Source organism: Streptomyces sp. HUAS CB01 (genome assembly GCF_030406905.1).
Classification (GTDB): domain Bacteria; phylum Actinomycetota; class Actinomycetes; order Streptomycetales; family Streptomycetaceae; genus Streptomyces; species Streptomyces chengbuensis.
Map to the genome: position 1 here is coordinate 129,443 of NZ_CP129137.1, position 16,966 is coordinate 146,408.

Sequence of the window (16,966 nt, forward strand, 5' to 3'; positions counted from 1 at the left end):
CCGGCGGTGGCAGCGGGAGGTGCCTGCATCTGCTGGATGACGCGCGCGGGTCCCGGCGCGCATGCTCTCGAGGCACACCGAACGTCGGAATCGACGGAGAAGGAGGGGATCGGCGTGAGTGCTTCAGCAGCACTGATGGCGGCCGCCGAGGGCGGGATCATCGGCGACGGGCGGACCGGGGCCAACCTGGCTTTGGGGGCAGGGCTGCTCGGCCTGGCTGTCGGCCGGATGGCCCTGGCCCGCGCCGGCCGCCGGATCGGCGGCCGCAACGCGCGCATCGGCGGGATGTCGGCCATCGCGATGGGGCTGGCCGGCACGGTCCTCGCACTGCTGCACGTGGCAACCACCAGTGGCGGTCCCGGCACGGGCAACGGGCTCCTCGGCGCCGTCGTGGCCGTCCCGCTCGGGCTCGGCGCCGTGCTCCTCGGCCGCCGGGCCCTGACCCGTGGCCACCACGCCGACCGGCAGGCAGATCGGACGTCCGTCTGACCGCCACGGTCACGGCGTGCGTACGGCCGTCGCGCGCCGGACCCCGCGGGCTTGCCACCGACACCCGGCAGGAGACGGTCTTGCCGACCACGAACCCCCAGTCCGCCGGCCGTCGCTCAGTCACGACCGCCTCATCGACGCCGCGGTACAGGTCGCCGACCGCGGCGGCTCGCCCAAGTGAGATCCAGGACCAGCTCTCCCCCGATGCCCATCCGCACCTGGCCGAGCTGATCACCGAGCACGTCATGCATCGGGACTGCTCCTACGCCGACGAGTTCGGCCACGGTCTCCGCCTCATCCGCGACAGCCTCGAGTCACGCCCGGCACAACGGTGAGGCGCCTCCGACAACGCAGTCGGGGCTCGGACGAGCAGCCTTGGAGAGCGACGAGGCGGTTGAGGCGCGCGGTATTCGCCAGAGGTGTCACAACGAGCGAGCCCGGCACTGCCCACCGACGCGGCGAGAGCCGTGAACGCGAGGGTGATGTCCGTTGCTTCGGCTCGAGGGCCGTCTTTCCGTCAACTCCCGGGAACGGGAGTCCGGATCGGGTGGTCGCGGGGTGCTCGGCGCATACGAGCAGAGCCTCCTGAACAGCTCCGGTCCCGAACAGGTCGTCGCTCACCAGGCCCGCCGGCAGTTCACGGCGGGCACCGCGAGGCGACCGTGGCCGCTTCCCGGCCCGGGGAACGACCCAGAAGGCATACACTGTCCGGGCATTCATTGACATGTACAGACGCGGTGCCAGGGGGAGGCATGACGTGTCCGAGCCAGACCGGCGCTCCGGCGGCGGGCCGACGTCGGCGAAGGTCCTGGAGTCCGGGTCCGGCCTGACGCGCCGGGGCGGTCCCGCGAACGAGCTCCCGACCCGTACGAGGGCCACCCGCAAGACCCGGAAAGCATGGTCGTCGCCCCGCCTCCGACGCCGCACCGAGGCGGCAGCCTGTGCCCTCGCCGCTCTCACCTGGGCCGGTACGGCCGTCGCACTCTCCGGCCCGGTCCTGGAGCGCGGCTGGATCGGAACCGTTCTGCACGGATTCGGGGCGCTGGCGATCCTGTGCGGACTGGTCGTCCGGCTACGCTCCCCCACGCCCGGAACCGGTCGGCTGCTGATGATCTGCGGCGCCGCGTTCCACCTCGGGGACCTGCGGGCGAGCCACCATCTCGCGCTCTTCGCGACCGGCTACTGCCTCGCGTACCTGTGGACGGCGGTGCTGGGCCACCTCGTGCTGGCGTTGCCGGACGGGCGCCTGGCGGACCGCCCGTCAAGGATCCTCGCGGCGGCCGGCTACGTCGGCGCGGTGGGCACCCAGATCGGCCGGTACGTCGCGGAGTCGCCACGACCACCCTGGTGGTGGGACATGACGCCCGGCCCCAACACCGTCTGGGCGCAGGCCGGCAGCTGGGTCTACATCGGGCTGACGGTGGCCGTACTGGCGGTGGTGGCCCGCCGGTGGGCCTCGTCGACCCGGCTGCGCCGTCGTCACGCCACGGCCATGTGGGTCGCCGCGGCGGTCGCCGGGGTCGGCGGCACCGCTGCCGCGACGGCCGGCGCATTCGGCGCACCCGTCCGCGTCCGCGTGGCGATCCTGCTCGCCGCGCTGGCCGTTGATCTGCTCGTCATCCCGCTGGTGGCGGTGGCCAGGCTGGTCCAGCTGGAGATCGCGCAGGGACGGGCCGCTCGTGCGGTGCTGCGGATCGAGCAAGGAAACCCGCACCTTCCGCCCCAGCGGCTCCAGCAGGTGCTCGCCGACGCCCTGGGCGACCCCACGCTCACCCTCGTCCACCCGTCCGGCACCGCGGACGGCACGCAGCCGCGCCCGCGGCGTCCCCCGAGCGGCCGGGCCGTCACGGGGGTCCGCCGCCGGGGCGCGCTCATCGCCCTCGTCGAGCACGACGAGGCGCTGGCCGCGCAGCGCCCGCTGGCCGAGGCCGCGGTCGGGGTCGCCGGGTTGGCCATCGACAACGCCCGTCTGTACGCGGCTCAGCAGGCCCAGTTGGAGGAACTGCGGCGGTCGCGGGAACGGATCTCGACCGCCGCGTACGAGGAGCGCCACCGTATCCAGCGGGATCTCCACGACGGGGCACAGCAGGAGCTCTACACCGTGCTTCTGCTCCTCGACGTCGCCCGGCACGCATTGACCGGCACGCCGACGCCCGACCCGGCGGCAGCAGGGGCGACGGTCGAGCGGGCGCACCGACTGCTCGGCGAGGCGATCGCCGGATTACGGGACCTGACCGAGGGCATCTACCCGACCGACCTGGTCGCGCACGGGCTGGCGGCGGCCGTGGACCGACTGGCCGACAGCGCGCCGGTGCCGCTCCATGCCGAGATCCCCCCGTGCCGGTGGCCCCGGCACATCGAACTGACCGCCTACTTCCTGATCGTCGAAGCGCTGACGAACGCGTACAAGCACGCCGACGCCCAGCGAATTGGACTGGTGGTCCGTCCGGTGGACGGCGGCGTGGTGATCGAGATCAGTGACGACGGACGAGGCGGGGCATCCGCGGGTCCGGGCTCGGGGCTCAGCGGATTGCACGACCGTCTCGCGGCCGTCGGAGGGACCATGACCGTCACCAGCCCGGCCGGGTGCGGCACCCGGCTGACCGCCCTGCTTCCCGTGGAGGATCCATGCGCGTAGCCGTCGTCGAGGACCAGCCGCTCCTGCAGGACGTTCTCGCCGAAGGCCTGACCAGCCGCGGCCTCACCGTGGTCGGCCGGGCCCGGGACGCCACCGAGGCCCTGCTCTTCCTCGAGCGGACGGAACCCGAAGTGGTCCTGCTCGACATCCGCTTGCCCCCGGGCTACTCCGACGAAGGGCTGTGCCTCGCCGAGACCGTACGGGCCCGGTATCCGGCGGTCGGACTGCTCGTCCTCTCCTCGTACGCCGAACTCCACTTCGCCCAGCGGCTGCTCGGGATGCAGGAGGACGCCCGGGCGGTGGGGTACGTACTCAAGGAGCGGGTCGGGGACCTCAACGAGCTCATCGAGTCGATCCGGCGAGTTGCCGCCGGTGAAGTGGTGGTGGACCGTCATCTCATCAACCGGCTGATGGCCAGGCAGCGTACGAGCGACCCGCTGGAGCGGCTGAGCCCGCACGAGCGGCGGATCCTGGCCCTGGTCGCCGAGGGGCGCTCCAACCTGGGCATCGCCGAGCAGATGGCCTGCCGGGTGAGCACCGTCGAGAAGCACCTCTCGTCGATCACCGCGAAGCTGGATCTCGCCCCGATCGGCGAGGCGACGCGACGCGGGGTGAACGTCCGGGTACTCGCCACGCTCGCGTTCCTGCGAACCGTCGACAGCAGTGCCGCTGCCGCCGAGGGGCCGCGGTGACCGCAGGCCGCCCGTGGTGCGGCGGCGCGTGCCACCCAGGTTTCCCCACCGTCGTGGTACGGGGTCGCCTCCGCGACTCCCGTGGCTTTCCCGGTCGTTGCGCGGGCTCCGAGCGGCGATTCTCGTTGTGCCCGCCGCCGATGGTGCGGCGCGGTTCATCGCCATTGACCAGGAAGGAAGCCATCGTGCGTGGCCGACCCGACATCTCCCTGAAACGACTCTCCGTACTCGCCACGGCGACCGTGCTCGCCGCGGTCGGCATGGGCGTCACCGCCGCACCGGCGAGTGCCGGGCCGATCGGGCCCTGCACCTCCCTGCGTTCGTTCAACCTGGAGTTCAGAACCGGCGGCGACGACCTGCGAGGCAACTCCGAGGTCATCGTGTGGCTCAGAACCACCAGCGGAACCATGGAGCTGCAGCACGTGTGGGGTCGGTTCGCCGACCACACGAGCACCTCGCGCCTGGTCACCTTCCAGAACCCCAACTGGGCGGTGAACTCCTGCACCATCACCGGGGTGTCGGTCCGGATGGCGTCGCACCCCGAGTGGCACGAGACCGCCGACAACTGGAACATGGACGGCTTCGCCCTCCAGGGCTACTCCTCGACCGGCACGTACGGGTACTCCCTGTCGCGCAACAGCGCCAACAAGCGGTTCACCGCCGGCTCCCCCTGGTGGCACGCGACCGAGTAGTGCGGCGGCAGACCCCGGCCCGCACCCACCCGCCGGCCGGTGGGCCGCGGCGCCGGCACACCGCGGCGGATTGACGGAAGACACGGGGAGCGGGCGCCGGTCGGCCCAAGGCCGCAGCAGTGCCGATACACGGCCGGCGTCCGCCCCACCCCAGCACGCGGCCACAGCCGTACGGCTCGGCGGCGTGGCCGACGGTGAACAGGGGCGTGGCGGCGCAAGGCCGGCAGACGCACACCGACAGCGGCGGCCACCGCTCCCGAGCCGCCGCCCGGCGACCGCAACGACGGCCGACCGGCCTTCAATGCCGCATGTCCGGTACGGGGTGCAGCGTGCCCTCCCCCGTCACCCGGACCCCGGTTCTTCCGCCGGGGCGCACGGACGCCGGGCCCGGCACGCGGATGTCGACCGGCGCGTCCATGCCGTCGACGGCGACCGTGACCATGGCGTCGTGGCCGTAGAAGCGGACGTCGGTGACCGTGCCACGGGCGTCCGCCGAAGCGGCGTCGCTCAGCCTGAGCTGTTCGGGACGGAGAAGCACCAGGCCCTCGCGCAGTCCGCTCGGCCGGGCGGCGAGCGCGACGCGTCCCAGGGATGTGGTCGCCATGTCCTTTTCCGCGGTGCCGGAGACGATGACGGCGTCGCCGACGAAGGCGGCAACCCACGGGTCGGCGGGGCGGTGGTAGACGTCCTGGGGGGCGGCGCACTGAGCCACGCGGCCGTCCCGGACGACCGCGACCAGATCCGCCGTGGACAGGGCCTCCTGCTGGTCGTGGGTGACCAGGACGGCTGTGGCGCCGGTGGCCTGGAGGGCGGCGCGTACATCGGCCCGCACCCCTGCCCGCAGGGCGCTGTCCAGGGCGTTGAAAGGCTCGTCGAGGAGCACCAGTTGGGGTTCGGGGGCCAGGGCGCGCGCCAGGGCGACACGCTGTTGCTGGCCACCGGAGAGCTCGTGCGGCATACGGTTGCCGTAGCCGCTGAGCCCGACGAGGTCCAGCATCTCGTCGGCACGTCCGCGGCGCGCGGCGCGGTCGAGGCCGGTCAGGCCGAACGCGACGTTGCGTGCCACGCTGAGATGCGGGAACAGGGCACCTTCCTGGGGAACGATGCCGATTCGGCGGCGCTCGGGCGGCAGATGCACACCGGGGCCCGTCAGAGTGCGGCCACCGAGCGTGACGCTGCCCGCGTCGGCGCGCAGGAAGCCCGCCACGATGCGCAGCAAGGTCGTCTTGCCGCACCCCGAGGGGCCGAGGACCGCGGCCAGGGAGCCGCCGGGGACGGTGAGGTGGAGTCCGTCGAGCACCGTGGTGCTCGCGCCGTACGCCTTGCGCACTGCCGTGATCTGAAGGTCGGTCATGTTCTGTGCCTTCCGAGCAGGTAGGACGGGACGGCAGCCAGCAGGATCAGCGCGGCGGCGTAGGGGGCCGCGGCGGCGAAGGATCCGGCGCCCGTCTCCGTCCAGAGGCGGGTCGCCAGGGTGTCCATGCCGGTCGGGCGCAGCAGCAGGGTCGCGGGGAGTTCCTTCATGCAGACCACGAAGGTCAGGGCGGCCCCGGCGGCGATCCCGGGGGCGGCGAGCGGCACGGTCACCTCGCGCAGCGCCCCGAGCGGTGAGCGGCCCAGCGAACGGGCGACGTCCTCCAGCACGGGCGGGGCCTGGACGACGGCCGCCCGGGTGGCGGCCACCGCGACCGGCAGGAACAGCACGGCGTAGGCGCAGACCAGGAGCGGCAGTTCCTGGTAGAGCGGACGGGCGTAGCGGACCGCGAAGAACACCAGGGAGAGGGCGACGGTGATGCCGGGCAGGGCGTGCCCCGCGTATGCGGCCTGCTCCAGCAGATGCGCTGCCCGGCCCCGGTGGCGCGCGGCGATCACGCCGACCGGCAGGGCCAGCAGTGTCGTCAGCGCGGCGCCCGCGGCGGCGACACCGAGGGTGGTGAGCGCGGTGTCGGTGAGCGCGGTGGGGTCCCAGGTCGCGGAGGAGCCCACGGCCAGCCAGTAGCCGAGCGTGCCCAGCGGGAAGGCGACGGCGGCGGCGACGACCGTGCCGCACCAGGCCAGCGCGGGCAGGCGCAGCCGGCCGAGGACCGCGGGTGCCGCCGGACGTGACGTGCCTCTGCCGGTCCCGGAGTGCCGGCCGCGGCCCCGGGTACGGGACTCCGCGGCCACCAGTGCCACGGTCATGATCACGAGGACGGCGCTGAGCGCGGCGGCGGGGGTGCGGTCGAAGCTCGCCCGGTACGACGTGTAGATCCCGCGCGTGAAGGTGTCGTACCGCATCAGCGACACGGCTCCGAAGTCGGACAGCACATACAGAGCCACCAGCAGTCCACCACCGGCGGCGGCGGGGCGCAGCTGCGGGAGCGTCACCCGCAAGAACGTGCGCAGCGGGCCGTGTCCGAGCGAGCGGGAGACCTCCTCCTGCGCGGGGTCGGTTCCGCGCAGCGCGGCGGAGACGGGCAGATAGACGTAAGGGAAGCTCACCAGGGTCAACGCCAGCGCCGCACCGGTGAATCCCGCGAGTCCGGGTGCCGCGGACAGCCAGGCGAAGGCCGCGACGTAACTCGGTACCGCAAGCGGCAGAGTCACCAGCACGGACCAGGCGCGGGCGCCGGGCAGCGCTGTTCTGACGGTCAGCCAGGCCAGGGACACGCCCAGCACCAGACAGGCGGGCACCACGGCGGCGGTGAGGGCCAGACTGCGGCCGAGCAGTGCGGCCGTACGCTCGTCGGCGACGATGTCCCAGGCATGGGCAGGGCCGCGCTCCAGGGCGCGTACGGCGAGATAGAGGAGCGGAAGCACCGCGAGCAGTGCGGCGGCGCAGGCGGGGACGAGCAGGGCCGGGGAGGGGCGCGCGCCCGCGCCTCGCCGTCCACGCCGTCGCCCGGCGGGCGCCGGGGCGCCCGCCGGGTGGGCGGGACCGCGCGACGGTGCCGCGGAGTCCTGTGCGGCCGGGGTTTCCGGTGTGGGCACCGTCAGACCATTCCGACGTCCTGGAGCATGGCCAGGGTTTCCTTCAGCGAGTCGAGCCTGCCGAGGTCGATCTTCGGGGGCTGGAGGGAGTCCAGCGGCGGGAGCCCGTTGGCGGCCTTGACGCCCGCTGCCAGCGGGTACTCCTTGGTCTCGTCGGCGAAGTGCTTCTGGGACTCGGCCGAGAGCAGGAAGTCGACGGCCTTCTGTGCGTACTCGCTCTGCTTCTTGTCGGCGCCCTTCAGCTTGCCCACCCCGGCCACGTTGACCAGTCCGCCCGGGTCGCCCTCGGGCAGGAAGTGGATCCTGGCCTTGATCTTGTCCTCGCCCTCCTCGGCGGCCTTCGCGAACCAGTAGTAGTGGTTGAGCAGGCCGAGTGAGACCTCGCCTTCGTCCACGGCCCTGAGCACCTCGTCGTTCTTCTCGTACGCCTTGGGCTTGTTGGCCTTGAGGCCCTTGAGCCAGGTACGCGTGGCGTCGTCGCCCTCCAGGACGCGCATGCCGGTGACGAACGCCTGGAAGGAGGCGTTCGTGGGCGCGTATCCGACCTTGCCCTTCCACTCGGGCTTGACCAGGTCGTGGACGGAGTCCGGAGGTGTGGCGGCCTTGTCGGGGTTGTACGCGAGGACACGGACGCGTCCGCTGACGCCGACCCAGTCACCGGCCGCGCTCCGGTGGGACGGTGCCACCTCGTCCAGGGTGCTGCTGGGCAGCGGCGCGAGGCGGCCCTCCTTGGACAGCGCCCCGAGGGCCCCCGCGTCCTGCGAGAGGAAGAGGCCGGCCTCGGTCTCGTCACCCTCTTCCAGGAGCTGGGCGGAGAGTTCGGCGCTGTCGCCGTAGCGGACCTCGACCCGGGTGTTGAGGGAGTCCTCCAGCTTCTCGATCAGCGGCCCGACGAGGTTCTCGTTCCGGCCCGAGTAGATGACGAGCCCGGCGGGCTCGTCGCTGCAGGCCCCGAGAGCGGGGATGAGCAAGGTCGCCGCGGCGAGCGCGGTGAGGCTGCGGGCCAAGGGGCGGCGCATGGCGGGTGATGCCTTCCTGCCGTGCCCACCGCCGTCACCGCACGGGGCGATGCCATGGGTGAGCGGCGAAACGGTGCCGGGGAACCTGTGAACAGAGTATTGATAAGGTAAACCTTGCCTAACGGTCAAGGGTGACCTGTATAACAGCTCGGCCGCAGAAGGCCCACCGAGCGGGATCCGCCCGGATCACTCACCCCCAACCTTCGGGCGCGTCCGGACAGTTGGGGTTCACACGGCCCATCCGGCCGCACCCCCCGCCCCGCGGGGGGCGCCCCCGCCCCCTTCCGCATAAGGGAAGCCTTACCTACGATGCGCCCGTGACGCTCCACCTCGCACCGCCCACCAGCGGTAAGACGCTCCCCCTCGCCGCCGACCTGGCCGTCCACGGCGACCGGCCCGCCCTGATCACCGCGGACGGTGAGATCTCCTACCGCGAGCTGGCCGCACGGGTGGCGGAGACCCGCCTGCGCCTCGGCTCCGAGCGTCGGCTCGTACTGCTGCCCGGCGCCAACAGCGCCGAGGCCCTCGTCGTCCATCTCGCCGCGCTGTCGGCGGGCCATCCCGTGCTGCTCGTGCCGGGTGATCATGCAGGGGCCGTCGAGTCGCTGACCGCCGCGTACGACCCCGATGTCGTCGTCCACCCGGCGGCGGGGCAGTGGGTCATCGAGGAGCGGCGCGCGGTCTCCGCCCATGCGCTCCACCCGGACCTGGCCCTGCTGCTCAGCACATCCGGCTCGACCGGGTCGCCGAAGCTGGTCCGGCTCTCGCACGAGAACCTGCAGTCGAACGCGGAGTCGATCGCCACCTACCTCGGCATCCAGGACACCGATCGCGCCGCGACGACCCTGCCCATGCACTACTGCTACGGGCTGTCCGTCATCCACAGCCATCTGCTGCGCGGAGCGGGCCTCGTCCTCACCGGCCTGTCGGTGGCGGACTCCTGCTTCTGGGAGCTCTTCCGGGAGACCCGCGGCTCCTCCTTCGCCGGCGTCCCGTACACCTTCGACCTGCTCGACCGGGTCGGCTTCGCCGACATGGACCTCCCCCATCTGCGGTACGTGACCCAGGCCGGCGGCCGGCTGGCACCCGACCGCGTGGCGCATTACGCCGGGCTCGGAGCGCGCCGCGGCTGGGACCTGTTCGTCATGTACGGCCAGACCGAGGCGACCGCCCGGATGGGCTACCTCCCGCCCGAGCTGGCAGCCGCGCACCCCGGGGCGATCGGAGTGCCGGTACCCGGCGGGTCGTTCCGGCTCGAGCCCGTGGAGGACCGGACCGGCCGGGAACGCGGGGAAGGGCCAACCGGGGAGACCGAGGAGACCGGAGAACTCGTGTACACCGGGCCGAACGTCATGCTCGGCTACGCCCGCACCCCGGACGACCTCGCCATGGGCAGGACCGTGGACGAGCTGCGCACCGGCGACATCGCGCGGCGCACCCCCGAGGGCCTGTACGAGATCGTGGGCCGGCGCAGCCGGTTCGTGAAGATCCTCGGCCTGCGCATCGACCCGCAGCAGATCGAGGCGACGCTCGAACGGCACGGCGTCACCGCGCTCTGCGCGGGCGACGACGAGGCGCTCGGTGTCGCCGCCGTCGGTGCGAGCGACTCCGACGGGCGGCGGATACGAAGACTCGTCGCGGACGAGTGCGGCCTGCCGGCGCGCGCGGTCCGCGTCCGTCTCGTGGCAGACCTCCCGCGCCTGCCCACGGGCAAGCCCGACCACCGGGCCGTGCGTGAGCTCACCCGCACGGGCGACGACGCCCTCCCCGGCGCGGAACCCGCCGCGGGCAGGGGCAGCACCGAGGACCTGTGCGCGCTCTACGCACGGGTCCTCGACCGCTCCGACGTGACGGAACACAGCACCTTCGTCGGGCTCGGGGGCGACTCGCTGTCGTACGTCGAGATGTCCATCAGCCTCGAAGAGCGGCTCGGGCACCTGCCGTCCGACTGGCATGTGACGCCGATCCGCGACCTCGAGCCGCCGAGCCGGAAACGCCCTTCACGCGTACGCGCCCTGGAGACCGGTGTCGCCCTGCGAGCCGTGGCGATCCTCTGCATCGTCGGCTCGCACATCCCCGTCTTCAACATCAAGGGCGGAGCGCACCTGCTGCTCGCCGTCGCGGGGTACAACTTCGCGCGATTCCATCTCACCACCGCCGAACGACGTGACCGCATCCGCCACATCCGGACGAGCATCGCCCGCGTGGCACTGCCCAGCATGGTCTGGATCGGCTTCGCCCTTCTCGTCACCGACCACTACACCCTCACCAATCTCTTCCTGCTGCACAACGTCCTCGACCCGCAGGACACCGGTCCGGGAATCCACCTCTGGTTCATCGAGGCCCTCGTCTACATCCTGATCGCCGCCGTCGCCCTTCTCGCCCTGCCGGTGGTGGACCGCACGGAGCGGCGCTTCCCCTACGGCCTGCCCCTGACGCTCGCGGCCCTCGGCCTCCTCACACGCTACGACCTCGTCGGCCTGCCCGACCGCTCGCACATGACGGACGCGGTGACGGTCTTCTGGCTGTTCACGCTGGGCTGGGCTGCGGCCAAGGCCCGTACGGTCGCCCACCGGTTGCTCGTCACCTTCACGGCGCTGGCCACCGTGCCCGGCTTCTTTCCCGACGAGCCGCTCCGCGAGGCCTTCGTCGTCGCCGGTTTCGCACTGCTCGTCTGGGTGCGCACCCTTCCCGGCCGCGAGCGCGTGAACCAGATCGCCGGTCTGCTGGCGACCGGCTCGATGTACATCTATCTGACCCACTGGCAGATCTACCCGCTCATCGACGATTTCTCCAGGCATCTGGCGTTCCTCGCCTCGCTGCTGTTCGGCATCGCCTACGCGACCGCCGCGACCCGCCTGATGCGGGGACGACCGCCCCTTCCGCCCGGGCTGCGCCGGCCGCGGCTGCTCAGCCTCGCCCACGGACGTCTCGTCCCCGGCCGGAGCAGGTCGTGACCCCGGCGCCCGACCCGGTCGAAATCCAGCCAGACTCGTGGGCCGATGGTGAACAATCGGCCCACGATGCCGTTCTTCCCGCACCGCCGGCCCGACGGAAACGGTGAGACGGCATTTCGCCTGCGGCACCGTCCGGCCAACGGCCCTCAACAGCCCCCGGAGAAGATTCCGCATTCCATGGAATCACTCGCTCCGGACATCCTCCGTCATCGCGCCGTCATAAACGGCCGCCGATTTTCCGCCATCACGCACAGCGACCCTCCGTCAACGACGAGTGGTGATCGTCACAGGCCCGCGGCGTGAGACCGCCCGGACCGGTGCGATAACGTCGGTGCGCAGCGCGCCGATGTCCGGGATTTCCCTGTCGCCGGACCACGTCCCGCCGACGGTGAAACCAGAATTTATCGATGGGTTCACCGCACGAGAACATGACGCGGACAAAGGTTTCCTGACGTCTGTTCATCATTCACCGCGACGCCGCGCCGCGTGAACGAGAAACCACCGGGAGAGGTTTGTGTACAACAGTCGCTTAGCATCCATCGGGGCCTATCTGCCCTCGGCTTCCATGAGCACTCCGGAACTCCTCTCCCGCATGGAGAAGGCGCCTGAATTCGACCTCTTCAAAATTACCGGAATGGCCGAGCGCCGGGTCGCTGACGACACCCGCGACAGCCCCGAGGACTGTCTCACCATGGCCGTCTCGGCGGCCCGTGAGTGCCTTGGCCGCTCGCGCTACGCCGCCGACGAGATCGACATCGTGATCTCCTGCTCCATCAGCCGTACGACGGACGGCCGCCGCCACCAGTTCGAGCCATCGTTCGCCCGTCGCATCGCCGGGGAACTCGGCGCGGACAGGGCGATTCACTTCGATGTGTCCAACGCCTGCGCAGGCATGATGACCGGTGTCTATCTGCTGGACCGCATGATCCGCTCGGGTGAGGTGCGCAACGGCCTGGTGCTCAGCGGAGAGCACATCACCCCGATCGCCTTCACCGCCGCGCGCGAGATGGAGGACAGCCGGGACCCTCAGTTCGCGTCACTGTCCGTCGGTGACTCCGCCGTCGCCGTCCTCGTCGACCGCGCCACCGACGACGCCGACGTCATCCACGACATCGAGCTGATGACCTGCTCGGAGTACTCGCACCTGTGCCTGGGCATGCCCAGCGACGACACCGGCGATCTGGCCATGTACACCAACAACAAGGAGATGCACGCCGAGGATCGTCTCGCGTTGTGGCCGGCCTTCCACCGCGACAGACTCGCCGCCGACGGCCGCCGGTTCGCCGACGAGGGGTACGACTTCGTGGTCCAGCACCAGGTCGGCAGCCGCTTCATCGACTACATGAACCACGTGGGCGAAAGCACCTTCGGGACACCGATGCCCGAGTCGCTCTCGATCGTCGAGAAGTTCGCCAACACCGCGACCACCTCCCACTATCTGGTCCTGCACCAGGCACTCATGGAGCGCCGCATACCCAGGGGCTCGAAGATCCTCATGGTCCCCGCCGCCTCGGGCGTGGTGACCGGGTTCCTGTCCGCGACCGTCTCCTCGCTGGAGGTGTGACCATGGCCACCGTCATCACCTCGACGGCACTCAGCCCCGCCGACGAGACGGGCAGCTCGATCGGATACGCGGCATCCGCCGGAAGTGCGTGTCTGCGGCGAGCGGGTCTCACCCCCGCGGACGTCGACGTGCTGATCAACGTCGGTGTCTACCGCGACTCCAACGTCTCCGAGCCGTCCGTCGCCGCGCTCATCCAGAAGCGCATCGGCATCAACCTGGACTACCTGCACGCCACCGACAGGCATGCCGCATTCTCGTTCGACCTGATGAACGGTGCCTGCGGCGTGCTCAACGCCGTCCAGGCCGGGGGGTCACTGCTGGTGGCCGGCAGCGCCCGCCGCGTGCTGGTGGTCTCGGCCGACACCCACCCCTCGATGGACCCGGCCAGAGCGGGCACGGCCGCGTTCCCGTATGCGAGCACCGGCGCGGCACTGCTGCTGGAACGCAGCGACGACGCCCGCGGCTTCGGACGAGTGCACCACCGTTCGCTGCCGGGCGGCCACGGCGTCAACGGATATCTGCCGCTGCACGAGGCGGGCTCCGAAGGCCGGAACACCATCGCCGTCGACCGCGACAGCGGCGTGCTGGAGCGGATGCTCGATCTCGCCGTCGACTCCGTGCGCGACGCGCTGGCCGCCGAGTACGGCGCGGAAGCGGCTCAGGCACCGACCGCCCTGGACCGCACCCTGCTGATCACCTCTCAGCCGTCGCACGACTTCGCCTCCCGCCTGTCCAAGCGCCTGGGCCTGGCAGCCGATGCCGCGGTGACCGTCGAAGGGCTCAAGGGCGACCCGCACACCTCGGCACTCACCTACGGCTTCACGCAGGCCCGGGACTCGGGAAGGCTCGCGGGCCACGACCGGATCCTCTTCCTCGCCGTCGGCGCGGGCCTGAGCTCGGCGACGTCCCTCTACCGTCTGACCGGCGACACCGAGGGAGCCGTCCGCTGATGTCCGGCACCATGACCGGGCCGAGCCGGAACGCGTCCCTGGCCGAACTGCTCGCCCGGCACGCCACCCGTACCCCCGACAGGGCAGCCGTCGTCCATCCGGCCAGGAGGCAGGGCTCGTCGGGGCCACCCGCCTACACGTCGATCGGCTACGGCGACTTCGCCACCCGGGTCACCGCATGCGCCGCCGGTCTCAGGGCTCGTGGCATCGGCCGCGGTACCCGGACCGCCCTGCTGGTGACTCCCGGCGCCGACCTGCTCGTCCTGGTCTTCGCCCTGATGCACACGGGCGCGGTTCCCGTGGTGGTCGACCCCGGCATGGGACTGGGCCGCATGCTGGACTGCATCCGCCGGGTGGGGGTCCAGGCCTTCATCGGCGTACCGTCCGCGCACCTGCTCCGGCGGCTTCGGCCGCGTGCCTTCGCCGGAGTGAGGAGCGTGATCACGCTACGCCGGGGGAACGGCAACGGACTCGAGGAGCTGTCCGCCCTCGGCGCGGACCAGCCGCAACTGCCTCCGCAGGCGTCCGGGCCGGACGACGTCGCGCTGATCGGCTACACCACCGGCAGTACGGGTCCGGCCAAGCCGGTCGAGATCACCGTCGGCATGCTGCGGGGGATGGCCGACGGCGTCGAGGCCGGCCACTTCACCGCCGACATGACCAGCACCCTGGTCACCATGCCGCTGATGGGTGTGTTCGACCTCGCGGCGGGGCGCACGGTGGTGGTGCCGAGGATGAACATGGGCCGGGTCGGCGCCGCCGACCCGGCGCTGCTCACCGACGCGATCCAGCGCTTCGGTGTGAACGCCATGTTCGCCTCGCCCGCCCTGCTGGGACCGCTCTCCGCCCATCTGGCGGAAACCGGCGCCCAAGTGCCGTCGCTGCGACTGATCGTCTCCGGTGGGGCCCCGGTGAGCCCGGGGCTGATGAGCGCGCTGCGTGCCGTACTGCCGGACGCGGCACGCGTGTTCAGCACCTACGGGTCGACCGAGGCACTACCGATGGCGCTGGTCGAGAGCAGGGAGGCACTGGCCGGACCCGCCGGCGGCCCCGCCTCCGCCCTCGGTGTCTGTGTGGGGCGGCCCGCACCCGGCACAACGGTCCGCACCATCGAGGTCAGCGACGGGCCGGTTCCCTTCTGGACGCCCCAACTGCCGGTCGAGGACGGTGAGATGGGCGAGATCGTGGTGAGCGGCCAGGCGGTCAGCCCGCGCTACTTCCGCTCTCCCGGGGCCGATGCGGAGCACAAGATCCAGGACGGCGGGCGTCGCTGGCACCGCACCGGTGACGTCGGATGGATCGACGGCGAGGGCCGCATCTGGTTCTGCGGACGCAAGAGCCACCGTGTCCGCACGGCGAACGGCGACCTGCACACCGTGCGCTGCGAAGGCGTCTTCAACGCCCACCCGCAGGTCAAGCGCACAGCACTGGTCGGCTTCGGCCCGCACGGCGAGCAGCGACCCGTGCTGTGCGTGGAGCTCGAACCGGGCACGGGTCCGGCACACTGGCCGCGCATCGAGCGCGAGTTGCGCGCTCTGGGCGCCGACAACCCGGTGACCAAGGGAATCGAGGACTTCCTGCCGCACCCCGCCTTCCCCGTGGACATCCGCCACAACGCCAAGATCCGCCGGGAGCTGCTGGCCGGCTGGGCCGAGGACCGGCTCACCGGAAGTCGCCGCCCGACCGCCGCGGACCGGGCGCTGCGCACCGTCCCGCTGCTCGGCTGGGCCTATCTGCCGGCCTGGCCGCTGCTGCCCTGGGACCACGTGGCGCTGACCGCCCTGTGGTGGATCGACGCCTTCCTGAGCGTCGTCGTCCATGCGCTCCAGATACCGTCCGCCCTGCGCGTGGAGCAGGAACTCGCCACCGGGCGAAGGCCCTGGGCCACGGCCGCGCTCACGATGCTGTTCGGTGCGACCTGGTGGCGCCGGCGCGGCGGCAGGCCGAAGGGGGCGGCCGCGTGAAGGTACTGGTGACGGGCGCGTCCGGGTTCCTGGGCAGCCACATCGTCGATGCCTGTCTGCGCGCGGGCGACGAGGTGCGGGTCCTCGTCCGCGAGGAGAGCGACCTCAGCCATCTGCGCACCGTCGCCGGCATCGAGTTCGCGTACGGAGACCTGCGTGACGCCGCGTCCCTGCGCAGGGCGACGGAAGACATCGACGTCGTGCACCACAGCGCGGCCCGGGTCACCGACCGAGGCACCCGGGCCCAGTTCCGGGACGAGAACGTCGCGGGCACCGAGCGCCTGATGACGGCGGCCCGGCGGGCGAGGGCACGGCGCTTCGTGTTCATCAGCAGCCCCAGCGCGCTGATGGGCGTTCGCGGCGGTGACCGGCTCGACATCGACGAGAGCGAGCCCTACCCCGCACGGCACCTCAATCTCTACTCGGAGACCAAGGCCGAAGCGGAGCGTCTCGTCCTGGCCGCGGACAGCGGGGAGTTCACCACCGTCGCGCTGCGCCCGCGGGCCGTGTGGGGGCCGCGTGACCACTCCGGTTTCATGCCGCGGCTGATCGCGAAGATGATGACGGGAAGTCTGCCCGACCTCTCCGGTGGCAGGCCGGTGTACGCCTCGCTGTGCTACTGCGAGAACGCCGCCGATGCCTGTGCAAAAGCGGCACGTGCCGACGGGGTCGGCGGCCGGGCGTACTTCATCGCCGACCGCAAGCCGGTGGAGGTGTGGAGCATGCTCGCCGTCCTCGCCGGACGGTTCGGCGGCAAACCCCCCACCCGGCAGGTCTCGCACCGTCTGCTGCGGGCACTCGCCTTCACGGCGGACACGGTCTGGAAGCTGCCGCCGCTGGCCAGGCACTCCTCCCCGCCGCTCTCCCGGTACACGCTGGCCCTGCTGACGCGTTCGGCGACGTACGACACCTCGGCCGCACGGCGGGACCTGGCCCCGCCGCCGGTCGCCCACGAGGTGGGGATGGCACGGCTCGAGGCCTGGATCGACAGCATCGGCGGCGTCAACGAGTACATCAGAAGGGTGCAGTAG

The 16,966-nt window shown here is 71.7% G+C and carries 13 protein-coding genes; 10 read left to right on the forward strand and 3 right to left on the reverse strand.

The window, feature by feature from the left end:
- The first annotated feature begins 114 nt into the window (after nt 1–114).
- The 5 genes from QRN89_RS00685 to QRN89_RS00705 all read left to right on the forward strand — a co-directional run bounded on the left by QRN89_RS00685 (nt 115) and on the right by QRN89_RS00705 (nt 4,511).
- Nucleotides 115–489 carry a DUF6223 family protein gene (locus QRN89_RS00685; RefSeq protein WP_290347371.1) on the forward strand — a complete coding sequence of 125 codons (375 nt, stop codon included), beginning with the start codon at nt 115–117 and terminating at the stop codon, nt 487–489.
- 80 nt (nt 490–569) lie between these two features.
- Nucleotides 570–824 carry a hypothetical protein gene (locus QRN89_RS00690; RefSeq protein WP_290347372.1) on the forward strand — a complete coding sequence of 85 codons (255 nt, stop codon included), beginning with the start codon at nt 570–572 and terminating at the stop codon, nt 822–824.
- Between the two features lie 422 nt (nt 825–1,246).
- Nucleotides 1,247–3,127: a sensor histidine kinase gene (locus tag QRN89_RS00695; RefSeq protein ID WP_290347373.1), complete on the forward strand. Its 1,881-nt coding sequence runs from the start codon at nt 1,247–1,249 to the stop codon at nt 3,125–3,127.
- The gene (locus QRN89_RS00700) at nt 3,118–3,819 is read left to right on the forward strand and encodes a response regulator (protein WP_290347374.1); all 702 of its coding nucleotides are present in this window, start codon (nt 3,118–3,120) and stop codon (nt 3,817–3,819) included. The genes QRN89_RS00695 and QRN89_RS00700 overlap by 10 nt, the downstream gene beginning before the upstream one ends.
- A gap of 185 nt (nt 3,820–4,004) precedes the next feature.
- Nucleotides 4,005–4,511: a hypothetical protein gene (locus tag QRN89_RS00705; RefSeq protein ID WP_093658458.1), complete on the forward strand. Its 507-nt coding sequence runs from the start codon at nt 4,005–4,007 to the stop codon at nt 4,509–4,511.
- A gap of 298 nt (nt 4,512–4,809) precedes the next feature.
- On the opposite strand, the gene QRN89_RS00710 is transcribed toward QRN89_RS00705, so the two are convergent.
- The 3 genes from QRN89_RS00710 to QRN89_RS00720 are packed head-to-tail and all read right to left on the reverse strand — an operon-like array spanning nt 4,810 to nt 8,500.
- Nucleotides 4,810–5,865, reverse strand: a complete 1,056-nt coding sequence (locus QRN89_RS00710; protein ID WP_290347375.1) for an ABC transporter ATP-binding protein — start codon at nt 5,863–5,865, stop codon at nt 4,810–4,812.
- Nucleotides 5,862–7,481 (reverse strand): ABC transporter permease, encoded by a 1,620-nt coding sequence (locus QRN89_RS00715; RefSeq protein ID WP_290347376.1) that lies wholly within the window; start codon nt 7,479–7,481, stop codon nt 5,862–5,864. The genes QRN89_RS00710 and QRN89_RS00715 overlap by 4 nt, the downstream gene beginning before the upstream one ends.
- A gap of 2 nt (nt 7,482–7,483) precedes the next feature.
- A complete protein-coding gene (locus QRN89_RS00720) occupies nt 7,484–8,500 on the reverse strand; it encodes an iron ABC transporter substrate-binding protein (RefSeq protein WP_093658462.1) in 1,017 nt (338 codons plus the stop codon).
- A gap of 317 nt (nt 8,501–8,817) precedes the next feature.
- On the opposite strand from QRN89_RS00720, the gene QRN89_RS00725 reads away from it, so the two are divergent.
- From QRN89_RS00725 to QRN89_RS00745, 5 genes are all read left to right on the forward strand, one after another.
- Nucleotides 8,818–11,457: an AMP-binding protein gene (locus QRN89_RS00725; protein ID WP_290347377.1), complete on the forward strand. Its 2,640-nt coding sequence runs from the start codon at nt 8,818–8,820 to the stop codon at nt 11,455–11,457.
- A 565-nt stretch (nt 11,458–12,022) separates the two neighbouring features.
- Nucleotides 12,023–13,021 carry a 3-oxoacyl-ACP synthase III family protein gene (locus tag QRN89_RS00730; RefSeq protein ID WP_290347378.1) on the forward strand — a complete coding sequence of 333 codons (999 nt, stop codon included), beginning with the start codon at nt 12,023–12,025 and terminating at the stop codon, nt 13,019–13,021.
- Nucleotides 13,022–13,023: 2 nt separating this feature from the next.
- Nucleotides 13,024–13,971 carry a beta-ketoacyl-[acyl-carrier-protein] synthase family protein gene (locus tag QRN89_RS00735; protein WP_290347379.1) on the forward strand — a complete coding sequence of 316 codons (948 nt, stop codon included), beginning with the start codon at nt 13,024–13,026 and terminating at the stop codon, nt 13,969–13,971.
- Nucleotides 13,971–15,935, forward strand: a complete 1,965-nt coding sequence (locus tag QRN89_RS00740) for a fatty acid CoA ligase family protein (protein WP_290347380.1) — start codon at nt 13,971–13,973, stop codon at nt 15,933–15,935. The genes QRN89_RS00735 and QRN89_RS00740 overlap by 1 nt, the downstream gene beginning before the upstream one ends.
- Nucleotides 15,932–16,966 (forward strand): NAD-dependent epimerase/dehydratase family protein, encoded by a 1,035-nt coding sequence (locus tag QRN89_RS00745; RefSeq protein WP_290347381.1) that lies wholly within the window; start codon nt 15,932–15,934, stop codon nt 16,964–16,966. The genes QRN89_RS00740 and QRN89_RS00745 overlap by 4 nt, the downstream gene beginning before the upstream one ends.